This window comes from Salipiger marinus (assembly GCF_900100085.1).
Taxonomy (GTDB): Bacteria; Pseudomonadota; Alphaproteobacteria; order Rhodobacterales; family Rhodobacteraceae; genus Salipiger; species Salipiger marinus.
In genome coordinates, this window is the sequence record NZ_FNEJ01000051.1 from 1 (window position 1) to 8,242 (window position 8,242).

Here is an 8,242-nt window from a genome sequence, read left to right on the forward strand (position 1 = left end):
GCAGACATCCGATTACCTGGGGTTCGACCTGGTCATGGTCAACAACCTGCCAGAGCCGAGCGTCCTGCTGGCTGACAGAGGCTATGATGCTGACCGCATTCGGAAAAAGATGGAGGCGCGGGAGGTGCTCACCCAAATTCCCATGCGCAAATCACGCAGGATGCGCGTGGGTGTGGATCATTCTCTCTATTCCTTGCGCAACCTTGTCGAGCGGTGCTTCAACAAGTTGAAAAACGCACGCCGTGTCGCCACACGCTACGACAAAACCGCTGAGAGCTTCTTGGGCTTCATCGACATCACCTCCATCCGACTTTGGCTGCGCCTTTTGTCAACATGACCTAGGGCGGCGCGGGTTGCATGAGGCGGGACCGGGCGAGTGCCGTAAACAGGCCCTGCCCCGCCTCATGGCTTCAGGCAAGCTGCACTATGGCAATCCACATCGCGAACAGCACCACGGCCAGCCCCACCAGCCACCAGACCCAGACACGGTTATAGACTGGTGCTGGCTGATAGCAGGAGCCACAATGCGAAGCCCCAAATCGCATCATGTGATTGCAGAACCGGCATTGGAAATAGCGCCTTACTTGTGCGGCCATCATTTTTGTAACCCCGTTTTCTTCTGATAAGTCGATCACCGGTCAAACGGTTGTGCGGGCTGGTCTGCCCAGAACCTGATACAGAAAGCCCAACCCTAGATCTCAACCTCACCAGCAATTGCACAGTTTTTTACAAACTACGTGAATACTCGTATTCTTGTTTCGCAACAAAAGCATATCGTTCGCGCGCGAGCGGCGGACAGACATATCTTTTCCAGACCGCATGCGGATGCGATCTGACTGCGTCGGCCAGATTTAGGGATCATTGTCCCGCATTTTTCGGAATTTTGATAAGGCCGTGTGAGAACGCAGTAGGTGAAATGTCGATCTGCAAGCTTATTCCGCAGCGAGGAAATGCCACGCACACGGATCGCACACTCGTTTCAGCAACTGACCACCGAACTGGTGGGTGATGAGAGACTCGAACTCCCGACATCTTCGGTGTAAACGAAGCGCCCCTTCGCCAAGCTACTCACATCACGCCAGCAGTGCACTTTTTAAAGCTAGATTCTCGCCCACCTTTCAACCTCGCCCCGGTTCACGCAGGTTCAGTGAACCGGGGCACACTTCGTAACCGCTGAGGCCTTCGAGCGACTTGAGGCTACTTCAGGAAATCCTATGCTCTGAACCGCTATTTATCGTCCTTACTTTTGAAGTAGATGTGGAGGTACTGCACGACGCCACACAGCAGGACGAGTACGATCAGCTTCGCGGCGAAAGAGTTCATAGGAGTTCCCGTTTCGTGCTTGCGGTTAGCAATTATAGCGAGAGTTTTAGCGAAAAATTTCTGCCAGTGCGAGACCACGCAAGGATAGCCACATATCCCAATGGATAGGCGGCTATCTAAAATTGTTGCATTTTTGCCACGCCTCTTGCGAAAGCAGTGATGCAACCAGTCACTTATCCCGCGTGGGATTGGGTGAATGCGCCTGAAGGTTCTGAGCGACTTTTTCTAGAGCCGCCTCGAGAAGGCCAGCGTCAACCGGCTTTTCGAGAACTGCAATGGCTTCAGGAAGCTCGATATGATGCCGCAACTCGCCAGACACCACGATCGACGGCACTCCAATCTTATTGAGCTCGTGAACCACCAGCGCGCCTGTTCGTCCATCTGCCAAGTACAAATCGACCAAGGCAACATCCGGTCCGGTCGCTGCAACACCTTCCACCACCGACGAAGAGCGCGCATGCCTGCCCGCGAACACGTGCCCAAAGTCTTCAATCTGCAGCTGTAGATCTAAGGCGATGAGAGGATTATCCTCGATGATCATGACACGAAGATGCCCGGTCTTGGTGCTCGTAGTCATTTTCTCTCTCATACAGCTGGGCCGGCGCCCCTAGTACTGTCAAAGTTAGCCTATCTGGCGCTAATTCAAGCTGCGGGTTCGTCCCGAAGATGTCTTGAAAAGACATCTCCAAGAACTTGGTCCCAAAGCCAGTGCGCGAGGAAGGTAGTACCGGGGTGTCAAACTCTTCGTACCAGCTGAAGCTGACCCGACCTTCCGCGTCGAAGTCGGAGAGTGAGACCGTGATTTTACCGCCGACGGAGGAGAGAGCACCATACTTCACTGCATTTGTCGTCAGTTCGTGGAGGCACAGCGCAAGCAGCTTCGCTCTGTCGCGAAGGAGAAGGCGCGGACTGCCAGATATAGAGAACGATCGTTCGGCGTCTTCCTGTACATACGGTTTCAGAACAGCTCTGACGAGGGTTTCGAACGTCGTATGCCCTGACCTATCCGCAGAGCTTAAGACACGGTGTGCAGATGCAAGCGCCTCGAACCGGCCAAGAAAATTGTCGAGCGCCTGCTCCGGCGGAGAGTGATGCTTGGTCATCCGCGCCAGCGCGCGAACGGTGGAGAAGATGTTCTTGATCCTGTGATCAGAGTCTCGAAGCGCCAGTTCTAGACGCGCTTTTGTCTGCTCTCGCTCGGTGATGTCTGAACCCGATGCCAAAAGTTCGACAATACTGCCTTCGGCATCTTGAACGGGTACAATCTGAAAATCCACATGTAGACGCTCGTCGTTCGCAAGTCGAGCCGAGAAATCAAACCTCGTGGTTTCTCCAGCGGCGGCGGCAGCGATTGAGCGACGGATTCGCTCTTGCAGCTTACCGTCATGTGAGAACCAGTACCCTCGCCAAAAGGGGAGATGTTGGACATCCGAGAGCGAAACTCCTGCGGCCGTCAAGGCATTTTCGCTCACGTCTCGAACGGTTCCGTCGGGAGCAAGCAAGGCCGCGAACGCTATCGTTTTGTTCAGAAGTTCGTGCGCGCGCAGATCGAAACCACCTTGGTTCGTCATGTTTATTCCTCAAGGTGCTTGGGTCGCGGCGATTGCGCCACATTTTCTGCCATCTTTCAAGAGGAAGGTGAAGTGGGTGTTTCTTGACGACTTTGCCCAACGACAGCGCGCCCGTCTTGGCAAAGGGAACTGGAACACCGGTCGCACGTTCTCTCCCAGCTGTAGATGAAGGCATTGTCCGAAGGCGTAAAGATGGATTTTCTACCGAAGACGGTCCTGCTGAGCCAAAAATCGGCGCTGAGCTGGCAAGTATACTCTCATCTGATTTCCAGTTTGGGCGCCACAGCAGTGGCTCCCCCTCCCGGACCGTTCAACCTCCACGCCGCCCGCCCCCGCGCCGAAGCGGCAATACTCGACCCAGACATCGAAAACACTCCGGAAATCGCGAGACAGTTGCACGAACAACAGGTGTCAGTTGTATTCTGCCGTGGGACGGTTCACACTAGAATCTCGCTTCCTCCGACCCTCCGGCGAATTCCCATATTCATCGTTGCGCCGTATTTTGTGCCGGGAAGGGGAGTTCGTGCCGGCAACGATGACCATGAGTTTGACGTGGACGGGAGCCTCCCTTACCTACGCGCGGTCGCTCGGATTCTCTACACCGAACCCACCGTTGCTGACCGCTTTGTCGAGCGCGTGCTCCTCTGCGCCATCGCCAACGTTCGACACCACGACGGACAGCCTTTGCTGGACAGGCTTGTCTTTGCATTGCGAAAGACCTTGGACGACGAGGGTACGAGCGTCATGCAATGACAGCATCAAAGAGGGCGAAGCTCTGTCGAATTTTAGAATTGACACGATAGACTTCTCGAAAGGGGTAGAATGTGGCCGCGCCGATCTAGGAGCGAGTCTGTTGGGTGGATCAGTTGTGGTGGCAAGCTCACGTCTTCCCACCAAACGCCTTGGCTCACCGGAACCACTCGAAGATGCCGCCGCTCACGAGGAAATAAAGCACCACCGCCAACGAGATCAATGCCGCAGTTACGTCAATGGCGAGAAGGCCTGTCGCCTTGTCAAAAGTTACGAACGGCAGCGTGGCGCTCCGGCTTGCGCCGGCGGCAGAATCAGCCACACCCTGCCTCAAACCCCAGCACCACGTCCGTTCCGGGCTCTCCCACCTCTTCCGGCGTCTCGGAATGGCGCTCTAGCCCCGCGCGGAGTTCAGCCACGGGGCGGCGCAGGCCGGCACATAGGCCGGGCTCAATCGCAGGCTTGACGCAGCCGGTCAGACCAAACGCAGCCATCAGGACGAACCAGCGCATCGTCTACCCTCCCTCTTGTGTCGATATGGTCGCGTGCCTCGCTCAGCTCCGCCTTCTGGCGCGCATCCCGCGCCCCGAGCCAGTAGCCCGACCCGAAGGCCAGCACCGCCACAGCAGCCAGCGCGAGGGGCCAGCGCAGGAAGTCCGGCAGCGTCATGTCAGCCCCCGGCGGCACAGGTCGCGCTCTTCTGTGCGCCGCGCCACCAGACCGCGCAGCACGCGGCCACCGGCCTTGTTCCACCACGTCAGCGCCTCGCAGCCACCGGCGATATCACCCGCGTTCAGCCGCCGCACCGCCGTGCTGCCGCCTGCCCCAGGCACACCCACGTTATAAGCGAAGGAGGTATAGGCAGCGTCCCGCGGCGGCGGCAGGCGCCCGGCCAGCGTCTCCGATGTCAGGTGCCGATGCAGGCCCGCGCGAAACTCCAGCAGGCGCCACGACAGCATAGCCGCGCATTCCATCTCCGTCTTGACCATGCCTGCCGTCACGCCCTGTGTCTCCCCGTAGCAGATGGTCCAGATGCCCACCGGGTCACGATAGGCCACTGTCCGCAGCCCTTCCCATTTGGACACCAGCGGAACGGCATAGGCCAGCGTCTCCGCCCCATCCTGCGGCGCGGCAGCAACCGGCGGTGGCGGGGCGGGCGCAGCCGGGCGCTGGCCGGTCCAGACCGCACCACCGGCCCCGATCAGCACCACCAGCAGCACGATCCACGCCGGGCTGTGCAGCCGATCCCGGTCGATGCCTTGATCCTTCACCCGCCCCACCGCGCCATAGATCAGCAGCCCGAGGCCGAGGACAAACCAAAGCCGCGGCGAGGTGTCGAGGCTGAACAGCAGATAGAGGATATCCGGCACCAGCAGCACGATGATGCCTAGGTAGATCGACCACATGCTGTGCGAGCGCGCGGCGATGGCCTTCCAGTTCTTCACAAGTTTCATAGGGTTCTCCAATGGAAAAAGCCCCGCACGATTACGGGGCGACATATTTCATTCTTCTCGGGCTTGTCCCGACCGAAGTGCACACCAGCTTTTGGTGTTGATGAAGGCACCTGGGGATCCGCTCACCCGTCTCGACCTTCAGGAGCCGCGATGTCACGAACGACAATCCTCACCGTCTGCCTGACGATGATCCTCGCCCTTGGGATCGCGGCGCTCGCGCTTGCTCCGACACCAATCCTGCTCGACGACCGCTGGATGGGCGGGCTGCTGGAGCACGTGCTGAGTTTCGCGCTATTAATGGTCCCGGCAGCGCTCCTTCGCCCCGCTTGGCTGATCTGGCTCTGGCCAACAGCAGCGGTCTATGCGGGCGGGCTCGAACTTCTGCAGCCTCAGTTCGGACGGAATGGCGCGCCCCTACACTGGGTATCGAGTTGCTTTGGTCTTACCCTTATCACTCTCAGCACTTGGCTCGTTCAAGGCGTGATGGAGCTATCACGCGCTATGCATGCGGACACGCCGGAGGATTCCCGCCCTGAAGATGGGATTTGACTCCCACTTGGCATCTTCCCCTCGCCACGCTTAGACTCGTTTTGTGGGCGCGACCGCGTAGGCCCCTTGACCGCACACAGCACCAGTGGCGCCTCAGGGCCGCGTCCACGCCTCCGGAAGCCACGCAGCGGCGACACGCCGTCCGGAGATTCCGGTTGCGTAGAATCAGGGCAAGCAGCTACATTCTTTGGCAGAGTGCGGTCCGGATAGGCCTGCTGACCGATGACACACCCTGACGCAGGATGCCGCTCTCACCCTCGTCCCGCTCAAAGCCTGGAGCTTTCGCGTGAGCGCAAGGAACTTTGAGCGGGACGAGGAGCCTTGTGTTTGCCCGCGCATCAGCACGGTCAGGCAAGCCCCCGCCTTCGGTTGTTCATGGCTACGGTCCTGCGGTCGATTTCCTGCAGCTCTAGATGCTGGCTGACCCGTTACCTGATGTGACCGAAAAACGAGGTTTATTTGGGCAAGGCTTGCTCATATATTCGATACGCGAATGTGGCCTGTAGCATGTTAACTCTGCGGATTCCCGTCCAAGGCTGCGTTCGCACTTCTGCAATCTCGACTACTCGAAAATGCATGTTGCCGCCGAAGTCTCCCGGGCCACGTCCGGGCTGTGAGCGCAGCGTGAGATGTTACCCAGTACGGTTGCCCCCTTTAGTTACTGAGTATCATTACAACCCTTTGCGAGCTGCGCTCACACAACCAGCCCCCGGGATTATCTGCTGAGAATGGCCCTGCCCAGCGGGGCCTTAACGGCGGTCGATCAGCACGCTTGTGTGCTGGTGAATGCCTTCTGTCCGGCGGTCGATTTCCTGCAGATCTTCGTGCAGATCATCGAGGCGACGACTGATGTCCCGCACCTCCAGCAGGACATAATCCGTCATGTCGGCCTCGGGCTTGGAGGTGCCGACTTCCGGGGGTGATTTCTTCAGGCCCTTTGAGACGACGACAACGGCTGTTGCCACGCCGCCCAGCAGACCGGCCAGCCCCGCCCATGCTTCCGGCTCAATGCCGTTGATAATTTCCAACATCTGCGGCGGACCTATAGGCTGCGAGAACATCGAAGGCGGCGAGGACGAAATATGTCCCGACGCCCGTGGTGACTGCGGCCTGCTGGCCCGACAATACGGGCACCGCGAACATCATGCCCAAGGATGCGAAGATCCCCGCGCCGGACACCGCACCGATGCACCGCAAGAGCGGCGACCGCTGCCAGTTGCCGTTGATCCAGAGCCCGCCCATGCGCATGACGGCGATCACCGTCAGCGGCATGGCGAGCGCCACCTCATCCGTGCCAATGACCTGAAAAGCCAGAAAGCTGGGCGAGGCGGCGAGCGTGTCGCCGGGCAACGCGAGGACGAACGCGAAGGACAGGATCACGGTGCTGGTGAGCCATTCCAGCGCCCGCCCATGCTGCAGGAGCGTGTCAGCGATGGTCATGGGGCCTCCGCAAGATGATGCCGGAAGATGGCGGTGAGGAGCGCGGGCAGCATCAGGAGGCGCGCCCCAGGCGTTCGGCGTCCAGCACGCGGAAGGCGGCGGCGGTGGCTGCGTTCTCGGCGGGTGAGCCGGGGGCCCAGGCATCGGTGGCGAAGGACCAGTGCCGTGGCATCGGGCTGTCGGCGCCGTCTGCCGCCTCGTAGCAGGCCGCCGCCCGGGTCAGCTCGCCATAAAGCTGCTGGTCATTGGCGGCGTCGGTATAGCCTTCGGCGCGTAGGCGGGTCAGCGCGGCATCGATATCGGCCTGATCTGGCATCCTTGTCTCCTTATGCGGCGTTCTGGGTGAGGATGTTGCCGGAGCCGCTGCCCGGCAGGACAAGCCCGGTCGCGCCCAGCTGGGTGGCGAGGCTGTTGTTGATCGCAAACGATTTGGTGACAAGCGCGGCAAACTGGATGTCGGCGCTGGCGCCAGCCCCCGCGCTGTGGAAGCTCACGCCCTCCACCCGCATGGCCGCCGACAGGGCGGCGCGGATCACCGCCTCCGCCGAGGTCAGATAGCCCATTCAGAAATCCGCCTCCCGTTCCTCCGGATCAAGCCCGGCCGATGCCGCCTGCTGCGCCAGCACCTCGGCGCGGGCCCGGCGATGCTCGCGCCAGGTGTCGATCAGGATCTTGCGCGCTTCCTTGAAATCCACGCCGAGCTGGTCGGCGATGGCCCGCGCCGCGCGGCGCATCACCCCCTCGAACTCCGCCACCTCCTGCGCCAGCGCCCGCGCCGTGGCCTGCGCGGCGCGATCGGCCAGCACCAGCGTGCCCTCGGCCTCGAGGTTCTGGCGCCGCAGCTTGCGCGCCTCCTCCTCGACCTTCTGGATCCGCGCCAGCTCATAGCGGTCCGGATCGCCGCGCCGCAGCTCGCCCTCGCGCGGGGTGGCAGGCTCGGGCTCCTGCAGGCGGCGTTTTGTCTCCGCGCCGTTGCCCAGCATCTGGCCGGGATCGAGCCGGTGCTGCAGCGCCGCGCGGACCTTTTCCAGATCGAACCGCCGCGCCCGGCCCTCGCCGGAAAAGCACCCGTCGAGCTTTCCTTGCGCCACATACTGGCTGACCCGGCCCTTCGAGATGCCCAGTTCCTGTGCCAGCTGCGTGCTGTTCATCTTC

General features: G+C 60.6%; 13 protein-coding genes and 1 tRNA gene. 3 read left to right on the forward strand and 11 right to left on the reverse strand.

From position 1 onward, the window contains the following. Window positions 1–337 (forward strand): transposase (locus BLR51_RS26170; RefSeq protein ID WP_165616772.1); only part of this gene is annotated, 337 nt, incomplete at its 5' end. Between the two features lie 662 nt (window positions 338–999). Here BLR51_RS26170 and BLR51_RS26175 read toward each other — a convergent pair. The 3 genes from BLR51_RS26175 to BLR51_RS26185 all read right to left on the reverse strand — a co-directional run bounded on the left by BLR51_RS26175 (window position 1,000) and on the right by BLR51_RS26185 (window position 2,894). After that, a tRNA-Val gene (locus BLR51_RS26175) sits at window positions 1,000–1,080 on the reverse strand. 412 nt (window positions 1,081–1,492) lie between these two features. Then, window positions 1,493–1,900: a response regulator gene (locus BLR51_RS26180; protein WP_165616950.1), complete on the reverse strand. Its 408-nt coding sequence runs from the start codon at window positions 1,898–1,900 to the stop codon at window positions 1,493–1,495. After that, window positions 1,848–2,894, reverse strand: a complete 1,047-nt coding sequence (locus tag BLR51_RS26185; RefSeq protein ID WP_089852478.1) for a sensor histidine kinase — start codon at window positions 2,892–2,894, stop codon at window positions 1,848–1,850. The genes BLR51_RS26180 and BLR51_RS26185 overlap by 53 nt, the downstream gene beginning before the upstream one ends. Before the next feature lie 192 nt (window positions 2,895–3,086). Here BLR51_RS26185 and BLR51_RS27545 point away from each other — a divergent pair, with 192 nt between their 5' ends. Next, a complete protein-coding gene (locus BLR51_RS27545; RefSeq protein WP_131821898.1) occupies window positions 3,087–3,647 on the forward strand; it encodes a hypothetical protein in 561 nt (186 codons plus the stop codon). Window positions 3,648–3,801: 154 nt separating this feature from the next. Here the strand turns inward: BLR51_RS27545 and BLR51_RS27905 are convergent, their stop codons facing one another. The 3 genes from BLR51_RS27905 to BLR51_RS26200 form a co-directional block, all read right to left on the reverse strand. Continuing rightward, window positions 3,802–3,966 carry a hypothetical protein gene (locus tag BLR51_RS27905; RefSeq protein WP_165616951.1) on the reverse strand — a complete coding sequence of 55 codons (165 nt, stop codon included), beginning with the start codon at window positions 3,964–3,966 and terminating at the stop codon, window positions 3,802–3,804. Between the two features lie 128 nt (window positions 3,967–4,094). Beyond that, window positions 4,095–4,313: a hypothetical protein gene (locus BLR51_RS26195; protein WP_131821899.1), complete on the reverse strand. Its 219-nt coding sequence runs from the start codon at window positions 4,311–4,313 to the stop codon at window positions 4,095–4,097. Beyond that, entirely contained in the window at window positions 4,310–5,098 is a 789-nt protein-coding gene (locus BLR51_RS26200; RefSeq protein WP_089852484.1) for a lysozyme, read from the reverse strand. The genes BLR51_RS26195 and BLR51_RS26200 overlap by 4 nt, the downstream gene beginning before the upstream one ends. 150 nt (window positions 5,099–5,248) lie before the next feature. On the opposite strand from BLR51_RS26200, the gene BLR51_RS26205 reads away from it, so the two are divergent. Then, window positions 5,249–5,647 (forward strand): hypothetical protein, encoded by a 399-nt coding sequence (locus BLR51_RS26205; RefSeq protein ID WP_089852486.1) that lies wholly within the window; start codon window positions 5,249–5,251, stop codon window positions 5,645–5,647. Window positions 5,648–6,396: 749 nt separating this feature from the next. On the opposite strand, the gene BLR51_RS27550 is transcribed toward BLR51_RS26205, so the two are convergent. From BLR51_RS27550 to BLR51_RS26225, 5 genes are all read right to left on the reverse strand, one after another. Beyond that, window positions 6,397–6,678, reverse strand: a complete 282-nt coding sequence (locus BLR51_RS27550; protein ID WP_131821900.1) for a hypothetical protein — start codon at window positions 6,676–6,678, stop codon at window positions 6,397–6,399. After that, window positions 6,653–7,087: a hypothetical protein gene (locus BLR51_RS26210; protein ID WP_089852488.1), complete on the reverse strand. Its 435-nt coding sequence runs from the start codon at window positions 7,085–7,087 to the stop codon at window positions 6,653–6,655. The genes BLR51_RS27550 and BLR51_RS26210 overlap by 26 nt, the downstream gene beginning before the upstream one ends. 52 nt (window positions 7,088–7,139) lie before the next feature. Continuing rightward, entirely contained in the window at window positions 7,140–7,403 is a 264-nt protein-coding gene (locus tag BLR51_RS26215; RefSeq protein ID WP_089852490.1) for a hypothetical protein, read from the reverse strand. Between the two features lie 10 nt (window positions 7,404–7,413). Then, complete coding sequence (locus BLR51_RS26220) at window positions 7,414–7,650, reverse strand: hypothetical protein (RefSeq protein WP_089852492.1); 237 nt, start codon at window positions 7,648–7,650, stop codon at window positions 7,414–7,416. Further along, window positions 7,651–8,242: hypothetical protein (locus tag BLR51_RS26225; protein WP_089852494.1), on the reverse strand; the 592-nt coding region annotated here is incomplete at its 5' end. It lies immediately after the preceding gene.